We start from the raw sequence: 15,763 nt of genomic DNA, 5'->3' as shown, positions 1-15,763 counted from the left end.
GTTAACCGCGATGGCCTTGCTACAACTGGAGCGCATCAGCGCACAGTACCCAGGCAGCCCGGAGCCCGTACTGGCAGATATTTCCCTGAGCCTTGGGCCCCAGCAATTGCTGGTGGCCCTCGGCCCTTCCGGCAGTGGCAAGACCTCGCTGTTGAACCTGATTGCCGGCTTTGTCGAGCCCAGCGCCGGGCGCATCACCCTTGACGGTGTGCCGGTGAAAGGCCCGAGCGCCGAACGCGGCGTGGTGTTCCAGGACGACGCCCTGCTGCCCTGGCAGGACGTGCTGGCTAACGTCGGCTTCGGCCTGGAGTTGGCCGGCGTGCCCAAGGCCAAGCGCGAAATCCGCGCCAGGGAAATGCTCGCCCTGGTGGACCTCGCCGGTTTCGACAGTCGTCGCATCTGGCAACTCTCCGGCGGCCAGAAGCAACGTGTGGGCCTGGCCCGTGCGTTGGCCGCAGACCCGCGCGTATTGTTGATGGACGAACCCTTCGGCGCCCTTGATGCTTTCACCCGCGAACAGATGCAGGAGCTGTTGCTGCAAGTCTGGCGGCGTACGGCCAAGCCGGTGTTCCTGATTACCCACGACATCGAAGAAGCGGTGTTCCTCGCCACGGACCTGATTCTGTTGGCGCCCAACCCCGGCCAGATCGTCGAGCGCCTGAGTCTGGACTTCGGCCAGCGCTACGCCGCCGGCGAATCGGCACGGGCGATCAAATCCGACCCGCGCTTTATCGAAACCCGCGAACACGTGCTGGGCAAGGTGTTCTCCCAACGGCAGGTGTCTGCATGAGCAGTTACGAATTACCGGCAACCCACACCGCGCAAACCCCGGCGGTGCCGGCGCGTCGCAGCCTGAGCACCCGCTGGATCAGCGCGCTGACCCTGCTCACCCTGGTCGCTATCTGGTGGGCCGTGACCGCCAGCGGGCTGATCGAGCCGCTGTTCCTGCCACCGCCTTCGGCCGTGTTGCAAAAAGGCTGGCTGCTGGCGACCACCGGCTATATGGACTCCACCCTGTGGCAGCACTTGGGCGCGAGCCTCAAGCGCATCGGCCTGGGCCTCGGTTTTGCCGTGCTCACCGCCGTGCCAGTGGGGATTGCCATCGGCTCCAATCGCATCGCCCGGGGCATTCTCGACCCGCTGATCGAGTTCTACCGGCCGATTCCACCGTTGGCCTACCTGCCGCTGATCGTGATCTGGTGCGGCATCGGCGAGCTGTCCAAGGTGCTGCTGATCTACCTGGCGATTTTTGCGCCGATTGCCATCGCCACTGCCACCGGCGTGCGTACCGTCGACCCGGCCAAATTGCGCGCGGCGCAGTCGTTGGGTGCAACCCGGGCACAACTGATTCGCCATGTGATCCTGCCGAGCGCCCTGCCCGACATCCTCACCGGCGTGCGGATTGGCCTGGGTGTGGGGTGGTCGACCCTGGTAGCGGCAGAATTGATCGCCGCCACCAGCGGCCTGGGCTTCATGGTGCAGTCTGCCGCGCAATTCCTGGTCACCGACGTGGTGGTGCTGGGGATTCTGGTGATCGCGCTAATCGCCTTCGCCATGGAAATGGGCTTGCGTGCCCTGCAGCGTAAACTGGTGCCTTGGCATGGCCAGGCACACTAAGCACATCTTCGACGAGAACCCCATGAGCAGCCTGACCGTAACACCTCTCAGCACCGCCCTTGGCGCCCAGATCAGTGGCGTCGACATCACCCAACCACTGAACACCGAACACCGCGACGCCATCGAACAGGCGCTGCTCAAGCACTCGGTGCTGTTCTTGCGCAACCAGCCGATCACCCCACAGCAACAGGCGCGGTTCGCGGCAAATTTTGGCGACCTGCACATTCACCCGATCTACCCCAACGTGCCGGAACAGCCTGAAGTGCTGATCCTCGACACCGCCGTGACCGACGTGCGCGACAACGCCATCTGGCACACCGACGTGACCTTCCTGCCCACCCCGGCCCTCGGTGCGGTACTCAGCGCCAAGCTGCTGCCGGAGTTTGGTGGCGATACGTTGTGGGCCAGCGGGATCGCGGCGTATGAGGCGCTGTCGAAGCCGTTCAAGAAGCTGTTGGATGGTTTGACGGCAACCCATGACTTCACCCGCTCCTTCCCTCTGGAGCGTTACGGCAATACGCCGCAAGACCTGGCGCGCTGGGAAGAAGCCCGGCGCAAAAACCCGCCGCTGTCGCATCCGGTGATTCGTACGCATCCGGTGAGCGGGCGCAAGTCGCTGTTCGTCAATGAAGGGTTCACCAGCAAGATCAACGAACTGGAGCCGGCGGAAAGCGAAGCGGTGCTGAAGCTGTTGTTTGCCCATGCCACCCGGCCGGAGTTCACCATTCGCTGGCGCTGGCAGGAAAATGACCTGGCGTTTTGGGATAACCGCGTGACCCAGCACTACGCGGTGGATGATTACCGGCCGCAACGGCGAGTGATGCACCGGGCAACGATTCTTGGAGATGTGCCGTTCTAGAAAGAACGCCACAGATCAAATGTGGGAGCTGGCTTGCCTGCGATAGCGGTGGGTCAGCGACATATCCATCGACTGACACTCCGCCATCGCGGGCAAGCCCGGCTCCCACAGTTAATCGGGGTTGATTCGGGAATCGGACGCTACCGCTTATTCAGCCGTCGACGGCTTTTCCCACAAGTTAATCCCGCCTTCCTGGGCAAACCGGTCGATCTCTGCCAGCTCCTGCGCACTGAAGTTCAGGTTCTGCAACGCGCCGACGTTTTCGATGATCTGCTCCGGCCGGCTTGCACCGATCAGGGCACTGGTGACCCGTGGATCGCGCAATGTCCACGCTAACGCCATTTGCGCCAGGCTCTGGCCACGGCGCTTGGCAATTTCATTCAGCGCACGCACGTGGGCGATGTTGGCCTCGGACAAGTGCTTGGCTTGCAACGAACCACCGCCCGGACGGTTCACTCGCGCATCCGCCGGTACGCCGTTGAGGTATTTGTCGGTCAGCAAACCCTGGGCAAGCGGCGTGAACGCAATCACCCCGGCACCGAGTTCTTCGGTGACGTCCAGCAGGTCTTTTTCCACCCAACGGTTGAGCAGGTTGTAGGCCGGTTGGTGGATCAGCAGTGGGACTTTCCACTCTTGAAGCAGTGCGGCAACCTCGCGGGTTTTCACGCCGGAGTAGGACGAAATCCCGATGTACAGCGCCTTGCCCTGTTGCACGGCGGTGGCCAGTGCGCTGGCGGTTTCTTCCAGTGGGGTGTCGGCATCAAAGCGGTGGGAATAGAAGATATCCACGTAGTCGACGCCCAGGCGTTGCAGGCTCTGGTCGAGGCTCGCCAGTACGTACTTGCGCGAACCACCGCCCTGGCCATATGGGCCCGGCCACATGTCCCAACCCGCCTTGCTGGAGATGATCAGTTCGTCGCGGTATTGCTTGAAGTCTTCGCGCAGCAACCGGCCGAAATTGATCTCGGCGCTGCCGTACGGTGGGCCGTAGTTGTTGGCCAGGTCGAAGTGGTTGATCCCAAGGTCAAACGCGGTGCGCAGCAGTGCGCGCTGGGTGTCGATCGGGGTGCTGTCGCCAAAGTTGTGCCACAGCCCCAGGGACAGGGCGGGCAGCACTAGTCCACTGCGACCAACGCGGCGATAAGGAATAGATTCATAGCGGTTTTCGGCAGCAATGTAAGTCATCGAATCCTCTCTGGTCTTATGAGCAAATAAGGCCTGGGAATAACGCTATTCCCAAGCCTTTTAAGCAGCTGAATCGCTTAAGTGTGCTTGCTCTTTGTACAGCAATTTCCTACCAGAGTGGAACGACGTAGCTCAGATAGAGACGGTTTTCATCTTGCACGGTGGCACCGGTAATGTCCGGGCTGGCGTGGGCATTTCGCCAGGTCACACCCAGGCCTTTGAGGGTGCCGGTTGGCACCTGGTAGGCCAGGGTGATGTTACGTTCCCATTCGCTGGTAGTGCCCTGGCTCGTGCGGATGTCATCGCCGTGTGCGTAGGAAGTGGCGAACGTCAGGCCATCAAGGCCCAATTTGCCGAAGTCATATTTGTACTGCGCCAGCCAGGTGCGCTCGCCGGCGTGCTGGAACTTGTTCAGTTGCATGTTGGTGAGTGCCGGGGTGTCGGCGCCCGAGCCCGGGCCCTGGTTGCTGGCACCGCTGTTCAGGCCGGAATCCAGGTACGGGAAGTCGCTGTCGCCGCTGTTTTTCTGGATGCCCAGGCCGACGGTATGGCCATCCAGGCTGTAGCTTTCCAGCAGGCTGACGGTGGACTGGTTGATGCGACCCTTGGAGGTGCCGTCGCCGTAGAGGCCGGCGGCGGAGAAGTCTTTATCACCCGCAGCGTTTTCACCCACACCGAGGCTGCGGTACAGGCGCACGTCGGTGTCGATAGCGCCCACAGGCAAGGCATCGTGGCGCTTGGCGCCTAGGAAGAACTGCTGGTAGTAATCCTCAAGGTTGGAATACCACAGGCTAACCGTAGTGTTCGGCAAGCCTTTGTAGTCCGCGCCGCCGTAGAGGAAGCGATCGCTCTGTTTGGTGCCGCCGGCGGTGATCATGCCCTGGTCGCCGGTTTCGTTGCGGATCTTGGTCTTGAGGATGTCACCGGCGGTAAAGGTAAAATCGGTCAAGTCCTTGGAAACCAGCTGCACGCCGGTGTTGGTCTGCTGGTACAGGCGCCCGTCAGTGTTGGCCAGTACCGGGTTGTTGCCGTACAGCGTGCCCACGCGCAGTTCATCCTGGGCGAAGCGCATCTTGAAAGTCGGGCTGAGCACGCCGAACTGGTCGGCGGACTTGCCGTTATCCAGCGGGAACATGCTGCCGGGGTAGCGGCCCTGGTGATCCTTGTCACCCAGATCGCCACCAGAATCCAGTTTCAAACCGTAGAACGCCTGCAAGTCCAGACCAAAGCCAACCGGGCCATCGGTGTAGCCGGACTTGAAGTTGAACTCAAAACCCTGGCCCCAATCACGGATGCTGTGAGCCTTGTTATTGCTGTTCACCACATCGCGCCCCTGCTGATTGAGGTAGCGGTTGAGCAGGGTCACATCGGCGTGGCTGTCATCGATAAAATCGGCGTGGGCGGACAGCATAAAGCTCGCCATGGCGGCACCCACCATGGGGCTTAATAACGTCTTCATTGGTACCGGTCTCCGTCACTGTTCTGAAATGAAAGCGTCAAACGCTTCACACAATTAGGCGATGGCCATGTGACAGTTCGGAGTCAAAGCACCCTTTACCCGGATGAAATTAAATTTAAGAAACCCAGCAATTACGCGGGTTAGCGGGCGGTGGAGAAGATTTCGGCGAGCCAATCGACGAACACCCGCACCCTCGGCGACATGTGTCGGTTTTGTGGGTAAAGCACCGAAACCGGCATCGGCGGCGGCGGTGTATGGGTGAGGATTTCCCGCATCGCGCCCTGGTTGATCAGCTCGGCCATGCGGTAGTGCGGGCACTGGATAATGCCGAGTCCAGCAACCGCGCTGGCGGAATAAATCTCTGCGCCGAACACTGACAGTGCACCCTCGATCGTCACTTCCTGGAGTTGGCCGTCGACCAGGAATTCGAACGGGAACAGCTTCGCGGTGGTGCGCGAAACGTAATTCACTGCACGGTGTTCACTGAGGTCGGCGAGGCTTTTCGGCTCGCCGTATTTGCGCAGGTACGCCGGGCTCGCACAGGTCACCTGGCGCAACGTTGCAACACGCCGGCCGATCAACGCCGAGTCCTCCAGGGTGCCCGCCCGCAGCACGCAATCCACGCCTTCGGCGATCAGGTCGACAAAGCGGTCTGCCTCGCTGATGGACAGTTCGATTTCCGGGTAGCGCGCCATGAACTGCGGCAGCGCCGGGATCACGAAGTACTTGGCCAGGGTGCCGTGCAAATCCACCCGCAGGCGGCCCTTGGGTGCCACCGAACGGAAGGCCAGCTCCGCTTCTTCCAACTCGGCCAGCAGTTGCACGCAACGCAGGTAGTACGCCTCGCCATCGAGGGTCGGGCGTACGCGGCGAGTGCTGCGCTCCAGCAGGCGCGTGCCGAGCCAGGCTTCGAACTGGTTCAGGGTGTGGGTCAGGGTGGCGCGTGGCAGGTTCAGGTCATCGGCCGCTAGAGTGAAGCTGCAGCGTTCGTAAATTCGCACGAACACCTTCATCGCTTTGACTTGGTCCACAGCGCGTCTCCATTGTTGGCGATTATTGAACAGTCAAGGCAACTTTGGCGCATTTATCCGCTTGGGTAAACATGTGAACCTGCTTCCACACCCAGCCAACGCCCCAAGGAAACCTGATCATGACCCCTCAAGTTGCTATCGTTACCGGCGCTTCCCGCGGCATCGGCGCCGTGGTTGCCAAACAACTGGCCGCCGACGGTTACGCCGTCGCCATCAACTACGCCAACAGTGCCACCGAAGCTTCAAAACTGGTGGTGGAACTGCGCCAGGCCGGCCACCAAGCCATAGCGATACAGGGCGACGTTTCAAGCGCGGCCGACGTAAAGCGCCTGTTCGACCAGACCGAAGCCCAACTCGGCAAGGTCGACGTGCTGATCAACAACGCCGGTATTCTCAAGGCACTGCCACTGGCCCAACACAGCGACGAGCTGTACAACCAGAACTTCGACATCCACACCCGCGGCACCTTCAACGCCCTGCGTGAAGCCGCCACGCGCATGAATGACGGCGGGCGCATCGTCAACTTTTCCAGCAGCACCGTAGGCCTCAACTTCCCGGGTTATGCGGTGTACATCGCCAGCAAGGCAGCGGTGGAATCCTTGACCCAAGTGTTCGCCAAGGAAATGCGCGGCCGGCGCATCACCGTCAACGCCGTGGCCCCGGGCCCGGTGGCGACCGAACTGTTCCTGCATGGCAAAAGCGAAGAGCAGATCCAGGGCCTGGCCAAGATGGCGCCGCTGGAACGCCTTGGCCAACCGGAAGATATCGCCCGCGTGGTGTCGTTTCTGGTGAGCCCGGCCGGTGGCTGGGTGAATGGGCAAATCCTGCGCGCCAATGGCGGTTTGGTCTGAAGACCGGCAAACGCTCGTTCAACGGCAAACTACTATTGTGGCGAGGGAGCTTGCTCCCGCTGGAGTGCGTAGCGCTCCCAGGATTTTGGGGCCGCTTCGCAACCCAGCGGGAGCAAGCTCCCTCGCCACAGGTTTGGTGTTCACGGAAAATCAGCGGGTATCAGGAGACTTCAGATATGCACACCGCCCTCGTCATCACCGCCGGCCTGATCCTGCTCGCGCTGATGCTGTTTATCGGCCAAAAGCTGGGCGTCAGCCGGCACATTCTGGCTTACAGCTTTGTCGGGATCTGGCTGGTGGTGGCGGTGGTGAACGGCGCGCTGGGCGTAGTCACTGCCGGCCAGCCCCTGGTCTCGGAGCTGGTGATCGGCAGTGCGGTGTTCGGCGCGCCGTTGGTGGCACTGGCCCTGTTTATCAGGGCCTGAGCCTTAGCGAACCAGGTGCAGGAACTGCATGTGCCGTTCGTACTGGTCGAGGATGTCGTTGATGATCTGCTCTTTGGTGTAGCCCACCAAGTCGTAGTCCTGGCTGCCCTCACTCAAGTGCACTTCCGCACGGTAATAGCGGCGGTTGTTGAGCTGCTTGGAACCCATGCCGCCGCGCGCAAATGACGGCGTGAAATAGCCGCGCATCTGCACCTGGTACACAAACGGATGCTGCTCACCGTGGCCGATTTCCAGGCTGACGCTGTCGTTGGACGGGTCAGGCTGGGTGACCACGTTGAGGCCTTTTTCGACAAACACCGCCGTCACTTCTTCGATCGCCGGGCGCACCGTGGTCTCGAGGAAACGGTACACCTCATCCCGTGACGGGAAATGCACCGCCTGGCTCAAGCGCTGGCGCCAACCGCCCGTGCCCTTGCGTGAGCCCGATACCGGCGCCAGGGAATGCATCTGCGCGATCTGCTTTTGCGACTCAAGGTAGAACGCCTTGTGCAGCCCCCACATCATCAGCAGCAAAATCATCGAGAACGGCAGCGAGGTCAGCACCACGGCAGATTTGAGCGAGTCGATACTGCCGGCAAACAGCAGCGCGCTGGTTACCAATGCCGTCATTGCGCCCCAGAACACCCGCAGCCACTTCGGCCCGTCTTCATCGGGATTCCCGCCTTTGGCCGACAACGTGGAAAGCACCACGGTGCCGGAGTCGGCCGAGGTGACGAAGAACACGAAGCTGATAAACACCGTGACCGCGATCACCGTCTTGCTCCACGGGTAGGTTTCCAGCAGCAGGTAGAGGCTCATCGACGGATCATCAATGGCCGACTGGCCAAGCGCGGTGAGGCCGTGGTTGAGCACCTGGTCGATGGCGCTGTTGCCGAAGATCGACATCCACGCCAGGGTGAAACCAAGCGGAATCAACAGCACGCCAAAGACGAACTCACGGATGGTGCGGCCACGGGAAATACGCGCGATAAACAGCCCCACGAACGGCGACCATGCGATCCACCAGGCCCAGTAAAACACGGTCCAGCCGCCCAACCAGTCGCTGGGTTTGTCGTAGGCGTAGAGGTCGAAACTCTTGGTCGGCAAGGCGCCGAGATAATCGCCGATGTTCTGGATCAGGGTGTTGAGCAAGTGCTGGGTAGGCCCGGCGAACAACACGAACAGCAGCAGCGCACAGGCCAACAACATGTTGATGTCGGACATCACCCGCACGCCCTTGTCGACGCCGGAGACGGCCACCAGGATCGCCGCGCCCATCATCAAGGTGATGAGGCCGACCTGGATCCACTGGGTGTGGGCCACGCCGAACAAATAGTCCAGCCCGGAGTTGAGGTGCAACACGCCAAAGCCCATGTCGGCACCCAGGCCGAACACCGTGGCGATGATGCCGAAACCATCCACCGCGTAGCCGATGGGGCCGTTGATGCGCTTACCGATCAGCGGGTACAGCGCCGAGCGCAGCGCCAGCGGCAGGTTATGCCGGTAGGCGAAGTACGCCAGGGCCATGCCGACGAAGGCGAACACGCCCCAGCCATGCAGACCCCAGTGCAGAAACAGGATCTGCATGGCCTGGCGCGCCGCGTCACCGTTCAAAGCCTCGCCCTGGGGCGGTTGCACCAGGTGCGTCAACGGTTCGGACACGCAGAAGAAGAACAGCGTGATGCTGATCCCAGCGGCGAACAGCATGCCGGCCCAGGACAGGTAACTGAATTCGGGCTCGTCGTGGTCGGCACCGAGTTTGATCTTGCCGTAGCCCGATAACGCGGTGACCACCACGAAGACCAGATACAGGGTCATCGCCAGCATGTAGTACCAGCCGACCGTGTTGGCCGCCCAGTTTTGTGCCGCCAGCAACCAGGCGCCGGCTTGTTCCGGGATAGCGATGACGGTCAGGCCGAACAGCAGGATGACACTCGCGGCGAAGTAAAACACCGGCGGGTTCATCCGAACCTGGCCGCTTGACGGTGTGGACGATGCACTCATGAAGGGCGCACCTCAAGGGTAAGGGATGTGGCTGTAAAAAACGGACTCAGCAAAGGTAAGCCTCCTGTTGTGAGCGGGCAGCGAACCACCGATTTAACTTGAACGAACAGTCAAGTTAAACATGGATAGGGGTTTGAGGACTAATCGCAGGGCCGAGTGGTAGGTGTTTCCTACACTAGCTCAAGGACAGGTATGACGTATGGGGATGACGAAACGTTCAGCGATTGCTGAACGAAAAAGCGGCCAGAACTGGAATACGGTCTCCTGTGGGAGCTGGCTTGCCTGCGATGGCGGTGGGTCAGCCATACCTCTGTCGCTGATACACCGCTATCGCAGGCAAGCCAGCTCCCACATTTGATCTGTGTGATCGTTAGAGAGAGCAGTGTTTTACTTCTGCGTGCCGTCGTCATGCTGCAAATTCGCCTGGGTCAGGTTCGCCCCCGCCGGCACACTGCGCGTCAGCCACACGTTGCCGCCAATGGTCGAGCCCTTGCCAATCGTAATCCGCCCCAGAATCGTCGCCCCGGCGTAGATCACCACATCATCCTCAACAATCGGATGCCGCGGATGGCCCTTTTGCAATTGCCCATCCTCATCCGCCGGGAACCGCTTGGCGCCCAGGGTCACGGCCTGGTAGATACGCACCCGCTCGCCGATGATCGCGGTCTCGCCAATCACCACACCCGTCCCGTGGTCGATAAAGAAGCTCGGGCCGATCTGCGCCCCCGGGTGAATATCAATCCCGGTCGCCGAGTGCGCGATTTCCGCGCTGATGCGCGCCAGCAACGGCAAGCCCGCCCGATACAAATGGTGAGCCAGGCGATGGTGAATCACCGCCAGAATCCCCGGGTAGCACAACAGCACTTCATCCACACTGCGCGCCGCCGGGTCGCCGTGGTAGGCGGCGAGTACGTCGGTGTCCAACAGGCTGCGCAAGGCCGGCAATGCCAGGGCGAAATCCTGGATCAGGTGGATGGCATGGGCGTGCACCTCACTGTCATCCTGGCCGCCTTGCCGCGCGGCATATCGCAGCTCCAGCCGCGCCTGGGCGAGCAATGCATTGAGCGCCACATCCAGGGTGTGGCCAACGTAGAAGTCTTCACTTTCTTCACGCAGGTCCACCGGCCCCAAACGCATGGGGAACAGCGCACCGCACAACGCTTCCAGAATCTGCGCCACGGCTTCCCGCGAAGGCAGCTCGCGCCCGCCTTGCTCGCCGCTGACCCGGCCGTTGCGGGTGCGCCACTGGTCCCGGGCGCTGCGCAGCTGGCTGACGATGGTCTGTAATTGCCAATGACTGGAACGCTCACTCACGGTCTTCACTCCTGACGAAATGCCCATCACTTTACGGCAAGGAACCTGAGCGACCTTAAGAACCAATAGTGCAATGCTAATAACCCACCGACATAAGCGATTGCCGGTTGCCCACTGAAAAGTGCCTGCCTATAGTCGGTGCATCTCTGACCACCCGTGCGTAGCCATGATCAAACAACAGCTCGACCGCTTTAACCGTCTGGAACTGCTGGGCGGCGCCACCGCCCTGGAAAAACTCGAGCGGCTGTCGGCCTGGCTGGGGCGTGACGTCTACGTCAAACGCGATGACACCACGCCACTGGCGATGGGCGGCAACAAGCTGCGCAAACTCGAATACCTCGCCGCCGACGCCCTGGCCCAAGGCGCCGATACGCTGGTAACCGCCGGCGCGATCCAGTCCAACCATGTGCGCCAAACCGCCGCGCTGGCAGCCAAGTTGGGCCTGGGCTGCGTCGCGTTGCTGGAAAACCCCACGGGCACCGAAGACCCAAACTACCTGGCCAACGGCAACCGCCTGTTGCTGGAGCTGTTCGACGCCAAGGTCGAGCTGGTAGAGAACCTGGACAACGTCGACGCCCAACTCGACGCCCTTGCCGACCGCCTGCGCAGCAACGGCAAAAAGCCCTACCTGGTGCCCATCGGCGGCTCCAACGCCCTCGGTGCACTGGGTTATGTGCGCGCCGGGTTGGAGTTGGCCGGGCAGATTGAAGACAGCGGCATCAAGTTCTCCACCGTGGTGCTGGCTTCCGGCAGCGCCGGCACCCACAGCGGCCTGGCATTGGCATTGAGCGAAGTGCTGCCCGACCTGCAAGTGATTGGCGTAACGGTCTCTCGCACCGACGAAGCCCAGCGCCCCAAGGTGCAGGGCCTGGCCGAACGCACTGCCCAATTGCTCGGCGTACCACTGCCGGACGCGTTCAAGGTGATCCTGTGGGACGAGTACTTCGCCCCCCGTTATGGCGAGCCCAGCGCCGGCACGCTGGCGGCGATCAAGCTGATGGCCAGCCAGGAAGGCCTGCTGCTGGACCCGGTCTACACCGGCAAGGCCATGGCCGGCTTGCTGGATGGCATCGGGCGCCAGCGCTTCGAAGAGGGGCCGATCATTTTCCTGCATACCGGTGGCGCACCGGCGTTGTTTGCTTACAACTCGGCGTTCTGACTGACTGACTGCAATTCCTGTAGGAGCCGGCTTGCTGGCGATTCGGGCTTGAGGTTGGGGCAAGGCAAGAGGCCCCATCGCCGGCAAGCCAGCTCCTACGTTGAATTGCCTGATATTCCAAATAGAAATAACAAAGTTAATTTATATTATTTTCAAGTCTTAAAACTCGGCTTTATAGTCGCGCCGTAGGCGAGCTTGAGGGCGATACGCATGACTGGGCAGATCCAAAACACCGAGTTGATGCAATCGCGGGCAAGCCCGGCTCCCACACACGGCGCTTTTAAGGCAGGATACGACTACCGCGTCACCTGCATCGCTCAACATAAAAAACACAGGGGCTCTTCATGACTATTTCCGTATTCCGTCGCACGTTACTGGTTGGTACGTTGGGGCTGGCGCTTGGCGCCGGGTGGCTCGGTCAGGCAGTTGCCGGCGAGCAGTTGGCCAACATCAAGAAAGCCGGCGAAATCAAGATTGGCCTGGAAGGCACCTACCCGCCGTTCAGCTTCGTCGATGAAAGCGGCAAGCTCAGTGGTTTCGAGGTCGAGTTGTCTGAAGCACTGGCCAACAAGTTGGGCGTCAAGGTCAAGCTGCAGGCCACTCCTTGGGATGGCATCCTCGCCGCCCTGGAATCCAAGCGCTTGGACGCGGTCGTCAACCAGGTGACCATCTCCGACGCGCGCAAGGAAAAGTATGACTTCTCCACGCCGTACACCGTTTCCGGTATCCAGGCGCTGACCCTGGCGAAGAACGTCGACACCATCAAGACCGCCGACGACCTGGCCGGCAAGAAAATCGGTGTGGGCCTGGGCACCAACTACGAACAATGGCTCAAGGAAAACCAACCGAAAGCCATCGTCAAAACCTACAACGATGACCCAACCAAGTTCCAGGACCTGCGCATCGGCCGTGTCGACGCCATCCTGATCGACCGCCTGGCCGCGCTGGAATACGCCAAGAAAGCCAAGGACACCGCCGCTGCCGGTGCTGCCTTCTCCCGCCAGGAAGCCGGTATTGCCCTGCGCAAAGGCGAGCCTGAACTGCTGGCCGCGGTGAACAAGGCCCTCGACGAACTGCGCGCCGACGGCACCTTGAAGAAGCTGTCCGAGAAGTACTTCAACGCTGACGTTACTCAATAATGGAAGCAGGTTTCCAACTCGCGCTGGACTCCGCGCCCTTTCTGCTCAAGGGCGCGTATTTCACAGTAATCCTTAGCCTGGGCGGGATGTTTTTCGGCTTGCTGCTGGGCTTCGGCCTGGCCCTGATGCGCCTGTCGCGCTTCAAGCTGTTGAGCTGGACCGCCCGAGTCTATGTGTCGTTCTTTCGCGGCACGCCCTTGCTGGTACAGCTGTTCTTGATCTACTACGGCTTGCCGCAAGTGGGCATCGAGCTGGATCCGATCCCGGCGGCCATGATCGGCTTCTCGCTGAACATGGCCGCTTATGCCTGTGAAATCCTGCGTGCCGCCATCGGTTCCATCGAGCGCGGCCAGTGGGAAGCTGCGGCCAGTATCGGCATGACCCGTGCGCAGACCCTGCGCCGGGCCATCCTGCCGCAGGCCATGCGCACGGCCTTGCCGCCGTTGGGCAACAGCTTTATTTCCCTGGTCAAGGACACTGCCCTGGCCGCCACCATCCAGGTGCCGGAGCTGTTCCGCCAGGCGCAACTGGTCTCGGCCCGTACCTTCGAAATTTTCACCATGTACCTGTCCGCCGCCTTGATCTACTGGATTCTTGCCAGCGTTCTGGCGCACGTGCAAAACCGCCTGGAAGCACGAGTCAACCGGCATGACCTGGAGTCTTGAAGCATGATCGTGGTTGAAAAACTGACCAAACAATTCAAGGGTCAGGTGGTGCTTAACGGGATCGACCTTGAGGTCAAGGAAGGCGAAGTCGTCGCCATCATCGGCCCCAGCGGTTCCGGCAAGACTACCTTCCTGCGCTGCCTGAATTTCCTCGAAGAACCCACCAGTGGCCGGATCAAGGTGGGTGACATCGAGATCGACAGCAGCCGCCCGCTCAACCAACAGCAAGGCCTGGTGCGGCGCCTGCGCCAGCACGTGGGTTTTGTGTTCCAGAACTTCAACCTGTTCCCGCACCGCACCGCCCTGGAGAACGTCATCGAAGGCCCGATCGTGGTCAAGAAGATGCCCCGGGCCGCCGCGGATGCTCTCGGTCGCAAGCTACTGGCCAGGGTTGGCCTGGCGGGCAAGGAAGACGCCTACCCACGGCGCCTGTCCGGTGGGCAGCAGCAACGGGTAGCGATTGCCCGGGCCTTGGCGATGGAGCCGGAGGTGATCCTGTTCGATGAACCCACCTCTGCCCTGGACCCGGAGCTGGTAGGCGAAGTGCTGGCGACCATCCGCAGCCTCGCTGAAGAAAACCGCACCATGGTCATCGTGACCCACGAAATGAGTTTTGCCCGGGATGTTGCCAACCGGGTGATCTTCTTCGATAAGGGCGTGATTGTTGAACAGGGCGAAGCCAAGGCGCTGTTTGCCCACCCGAAAGAAGAGCGCACCCGGCAGTTTCTCAGCAAGTTCATCAACAACTAACGCGCGCTCATTGAGTGTAAGAAACTTCGCTTTATAGAGTTGCCGAAAGGCAACTCACCTCTTCGGCACTTTTGGCGAAAAGCCCTTTATTCATTGGGTAAAAGTCATCTTTAAACACCCACTTGCAGCGCCTCCCCAGTAAGACCCTTCTGAATATTCCATAACTCCCGGTTTGCGCCGCCCAGCCTCTTGACGCCAACTAATCCAGCCTCTTATCTAACGCCAAGAGGATTGGATCCATTCTGGTTTTTCATTAAATCGTTGCTTTCGGACTACGCCGCCTGCCCGCGCCTGATGTCCGGAACGATTGCTGCTGGCTGCACCAAGGAGATTATTTATGAAGCGTATTTCCACCCAGGCGCTGCTCACTGCCCCGGCCCTGCCCCAGGGCCACCGAGAAGGCATCAATGCCCTCGCCGCGACTAACCTGCAGGTTGATATCGCACCTTACTGCGGCATGGATGAGGGCGACCTGATCGAGCTGTTCTGGAACAACTGCTTTGCCGCCTCCCGACGCATCACCGCCGGCAAAATCGGCACGTTCACCCGCCTGCGGGTGCCGGAAAGTTTTGTGCAAAACGGCCCCGCACGGCTGCATTACCGGGTCATGCAGGTCGGCCACGGCCCGGCGCGTTCGGCCATCACCCGGGTGCAGGTCAAGACCGACCACCCCGGTGGCATGCCCCCGACACTGAGCCTTGATGAAAACCAGAATCTGGCGCCCGTAAGCCTGCCCGAGACCATCCGCCGCCACGGCGTCAACAGCAGCCAGATTCGCCGTGGCGTGCCCCTGAGCATCGAGCCCTACCTGAACATGACGATTGACGACGAGATCACCTTGCGCTGGGGCGACGTGCGCCTGGACCTGCCGAAAATCCAGGCCGGCGATGTCGGCAAGGCGGTGCAGGTGTGGGTGCCGTCGGCAATCATTGTCGAGGCCGGGGATGACCATCGCCTCGAAGTGACCTACTGCATTCTCGACCGGGTCGGCAACAATTCACGCTGGGCGCCAGCCCGCATCCTGCGCATCGCCGCGCTGGCGCCACTGGCCCCGAGCAGCCCCACCAAGGCCCGGCTGGCCTACCAGCCCCGTCGGCCCGGTTCGCCGTGTGAGCCCGGGTGACAGACCTTCTATGCATATTCCTAAAAGTTAGTTTATTTAAAAATTTAACACGCTTAGGGTATATGCACCGGACCACCGGACATTCCTGATTTTTTTATCTTTTCAACGGATGTGAGGTAGGTATGGTCAAAATTACCCCGGTGCGTAACGCCAGGGCATTGCGTGCAGCCAAGGAGCGGCGC

Annotated in this window: 15 protein-coding genes; 10 read left to right on the top strand and 5 right to left on the bottom strand. The window is 61.0% G+C overall.

Translation table 11 applies throughout. From position 1 onward, the window contains the following. Positions 1-10: 10 nt before the first annotated feature. From tauB to tauD, 3 genes are read left to right on the top strand one after another with little or no spacing between them, the layout of a single operon-like run. Positions 11-790, top strand: a complete 780-nt coding sequence (gene tauB, locus RGV33_RS01165) for a taurine ABC transporter ATP-binding subunit (RefSeq protein ID WP_088424395.1) — start codon at positions 11-13, stop codon at positions 788-790. Then, the gene (gene tauC / locus RGV33_RS01160; protein WP_322142768.1) at positions 787-1,617 is read left to right on the top strand and encodes a taurine ABC transporter permease TauC; all 831 of its coding nucleotides are present in this window, start codon (positions 787-789) and stop codon (positions 1,615-1,617) included. The genes tauB and tauC overlap by 4 nt, the downstream gene beginning before the upstream one ends. Positions 1,618-1,639: 22 nt before the next feature. Then, positions 1,640-2,476 (top strand): taurine dioxygenase, encoded by an 837-nt coding sequence (gene tauD / locus RGV33_RS01155; RefSeq protein ID WP_322148597.1) that lies wholly within the window; start codon positions 1,640-1,642, stop codon positions 2,474-2,476. A gap of 147 nt (positions 2,477-2,623) precedes the next feature. Here the strand turns inward: tauD and mgrA are convergent, their stop codons facing one another. From mgrA to RGV33_RS01140, 3 genes are all read right to left on the bottom strand, one after another. Continuing rightward, positions 2,624-3,661, bottom strand: a complete 1,038-nt coding sequence (mgrA, locus tag RGV33_RS01150; protein WP_322142767.1) for an L-glyceraldehyde 3-phosphate reductase — start codon at positions 3,659-3,661, stop codon at positions 2,624-2,626. Between the two features lie 109 nt (positions 3,662-3,770). Next, positions 3,771-5,099: an OprD family outer membrane porin gene (locus RGV33_RS01145; protein WP_322148595.1), complete on the bottom strand. Its 1,329-nt coding sequence runs from the start codon at positions 5,097-5,099 to the stop codon at positions 3,771-3,773. A 161-nt stretch (positions 5,100-5,260) separates the two neighbouring features. Further along, on the bottom strand, positions 5,261-6,151 hold the full coding sequence (locus RGV33_RS01140) for a LysR family transcriptional regulator (protein WP_322142766.1): 891 nt from the start codon (positions 6,149-6,151) through the stop codon (positions 5,261-5,263). A gap of 119 nt (positions 6,152-6,270) precedes the next feature. Between RGV33_RS01140 and RGV33_RS01135 the strand changes: the two genes are divergently transcribed. Together RGV33_RS01135 and RGV33_RS01130 are read left to right on the top strand one after the other, a co-directional pair. Further along, the gene (locus RGV33_RS01135; protein ID WP_322142765.1) at positions 6,271-7,002 is read left to right on the top strand and encodes an SDR family oxidoreductase; all 732 of its coding nucleotides are present in this window, start codon (positions 6,271-6,273) and stop codon (positions 7,000-7,002) included. Positions 7,003-7,178: 176 nt separating this feature from the next. Continuing rightward, on the top strand, positions 7,179-7,427 hold the full coding sequence (locus RGV33_RS01130; RefSeq protein ID WP_322142764.1) for a hypothetical protein: 249 nt from the start codon (positions 7,179-7,181) through the stop codon (positions 7,425-7,427). A 3-nt stretch (positions 7,428-7,430) separates the two neighbouring features. Here RGV33_RS01130 and betT read toward each other — a convergent pair whose 3' ends face one another. After that, positions 7,431-9,392, bottom strand: a complete 1,962-nt coding sequence (gene betT, locus RGV33_RS01125) for a choline transporter BetT (RefSeq protein WP_322148594.1) — start codon at positions 9,390-9,392, stop codon at positions 7,431-7,433. Between the two features lie 426 nt (positions 9,393-9,818). Then, positions 9,819-10,745 carry a serine O-acetyltransferase EpsC gene (gene epsC, locus RGV33_RS01120; RefSeq protein WP_322142763.1) on the bottom strand — a complete coding sequence of 309 codons (927 nt, stop codon included), beginning with the start codon at positions 10,743-10,745 and terminating at the stop codon, positions 9,819-9,821. A gap of 166 nt (positions 10,746-10,911) precedes the next feature. Between epsC and RGV33_RS01115 the strand changes: the two genes are divergently transcribed. The 5 genes from RGV33_RS01115 (at position 10,912) to RGV33_RS01095 (ending at position 15,581) form a co-directional block, all read left to right on the top strand. After that, a complete protein-coding gene (locus RGV33_RS01115) occupies positions 10,912-11,904 on the top strand; it encodes a D-cysteine desulfhydrase (protein ID WP_322142762.1) in 993 nt (330 codons plus the stop codon). A 344-nt stretch (positions 11,905-12,248) separates the two neighbouring features. Further along, complete coding sequence (tcyJ, locus tag RGV33_RS01110; RefSeq protein WP_322142761.1) at positions 12,249-13,043, top strand: cystine ABC transporter substrate-binding protein; 795 nt, start codon at positions 12,249-12,251, stop codon at positions 13,041-13,043. Beyond that, a complete protein-coding gene (gene tcyL / locus RGV33_RS01105) occupies positions 13,043-13,708 on the top strand; it encodes a cystine ABC transporter permease (RefSeq protein ID WP_003211857.1) in 666 nt (221 codons plus the stop codon). The genes tcyJ and tcyL overlap by 1 nt, the downstream gene beginning before the upstream one ends. A gap of 3 nt (positions 13,709-13,711) precedes the next feature. After that, positions 13,712-14,458 (top strand): L-cystine ABC transporter ATP-binding protein TcyN, encoded by a 747-nt coding sequence (gene tcyN, locus RGV33_RS01100; protein WP_322142760.1) that lies wholly within the window; start codon positions 13,712-13,714, stop codon positions 14,456-14,458. 337 nt (positions 14,459-14,795) lie between these two features. Then, complete coding sequence (locus tag RGV33_RS01095; RefSeq protein ID WP_322142759.1) at positions 14,796-15,581, top strand: hypothetical protein; 786 nt, start codon at positions 14,796-14,798, stop codon at positions 15,579-15,581. Positions 15,582-15,763: the final 182 nt, after the last annotated feature.

It is taken from the genome of Pseudomonas sp. Bout1, assembly GCF_034314165.1.
Classification (GTDB): Bacteria; Pseudomonadota; Gammaproteobacteria; order Pseudomonadales; family Pseudomonadaceae; genus Aquipseudomonas.
The sequence above is the reverse complement of the archived record's forward strand: the minus strand, read 5'-3'. Positions and strand labels throughout refer to the sequence as shown.

Coding starts and splice junctions, on each gene's coding strand:
- tcyN (WP_322142760.1), top strand. CDS start 13,712: ATGATCGTGGTTGAAAAACTGACCAAACAATTCAAGGGTCAGGTGGTG.
- tauB (WP_088424395.1), top strand. CDS start 11: ATGGCCTTGCTACAACTGGAGCGCATCAGCGCACAGTACCCAGGCAGC.
- tcyL (WP_003211857.1), top strand. CDS start 13,043: ATGGAAGCAGGTTTCCAACTCGCGCTGGACTCCGCGCCCTTTCTGCTC.
- tauD (WP_322148597.1), top strand. CDS start 1,640: ATGAGCAGCCTGACCGTAACACCTCTCAGCACCGCCCTTGGCGCCCAG.
- tauC (WP_322142768.1), top strand. CDS start 787: ATGAGCAGTTACGAATTACCGGCAACCCACACCGCGCAAACCCCGGCG.
- RGV33_RS01135 (WP_322142765.1), top strand. CDS start 6,271: ATGACCCCTCAAGTTGCTATCGTTACCGGCGCTTCCCGCGGCATCGGC.
- tcyJ (WP_322142761.1), top strand. CDS start 12,249: ATGACTATTTCCGTATTCCGTCGCACGTTACTGGTTGGTACGTTGGGG.
- RGV33_RS01145 (WP_322148595.1), bottom strand. CDS start 5,099: ATGGTGGGTGCCGCCATGGCGAGCTTTATGCTGTCCGCCCACGCCGAT.
- RGV33_RS01115 (WP_322142762.1), top strand. CDS start 10,912: ATGATCAAACAACAGCTCGACCGCTTTAACCGTCTGGAACTGCTGGGC.
- RGV33_RS01095 (WP_322142759.1), top strand. CDS start 14,796: ATGAAGCGTATTTCCACCCAGGCGCTGCTCACTGCCCCGGCCCTGCCC.
- RGV33_RS01130 (WP_322142764.1), top strand. CDS start 7,179: ATGCACACCGCCCTCGTCATCACCGCCGGCCTGATCCTGCTCGCGCTG.
- mgrA (WP_322142767.1), bottom strand. CDS start 3,661: ATGACTTACATTGCTGCCGAAAACCGCTATGAATCTATTCCTTATCGC.
- betT (WP_322148594.1), bottom strand. CDS start 9,392: ATGAACCCGCCGGTGTTTTACTTCGCCGCGAGTGTCATCCTGCTGTTC.